Raw genomic sequence first — 510 nt, forward strand, 5'->3', positions numbered from 1 at the left:
GTAGAAGGTACACCCTGGGTGCCGCAGCGGATGGAAATCACATTTATGACATAACCTTGCGGTATATTAATGACAGACTAAATAAATAGTGTCGCTAGAGAAATCTTCGGCGCTACAATATATAATACTGAGTATCGTTTACAACCAGCGCCGCTCTACACCTAAAGCTTGCCATTGTCGCCCTGTAACGCTTCAATGAACGTGATGGGTTGCGGAGGTGCAGTGCCTGAGCAACTTGAGCTCTTTGCTGTTCCAAACCCTTGTCGTGGCGTGTGTCAATCGGATGCGCGCGGCTATTGTCTGGGGTGCTTCCGCAGTCGCAGCGAGCGTTTCTCCTGGGGGCAGATGAGCGATACGCAAAAACAGGACGTGTTAAGACTTTGCCGACAACGCGAGAAACGGCTGTTACGTTCGGAAAAGGCTACACTGAATAGCGAGTGGCAGCAGCCTTCGTTATTCAACGATGATTAGTGCGCCTCTGGCCCTAATAACATATGTTACATAATGGAG

General features: G+C 49.4%; 1 protein-coding gene. It reads left to right on the top strand.

Features of this window, described 5'->3' with window-relative positions; translation table 11 throughout:
• Window positions 1-222: 222 nt before the first annotated feature.
• Window positions 223-471: a DUF1289 domain-containing protein gene (locus J5224_RS35345; RefSeq protein ID WP_264629429.1), complete on the top strand. Its 249-nt coding sequence runs from the start codon at window positions 223-225 to the stop codon at window positions 469-471.
• Window positions 472-510: the final 39 nt, after the last annotated feature.

Source organism: Candidatus Symbiopectobacterium sp. NZEC135 (assembly GCF_025962695.1).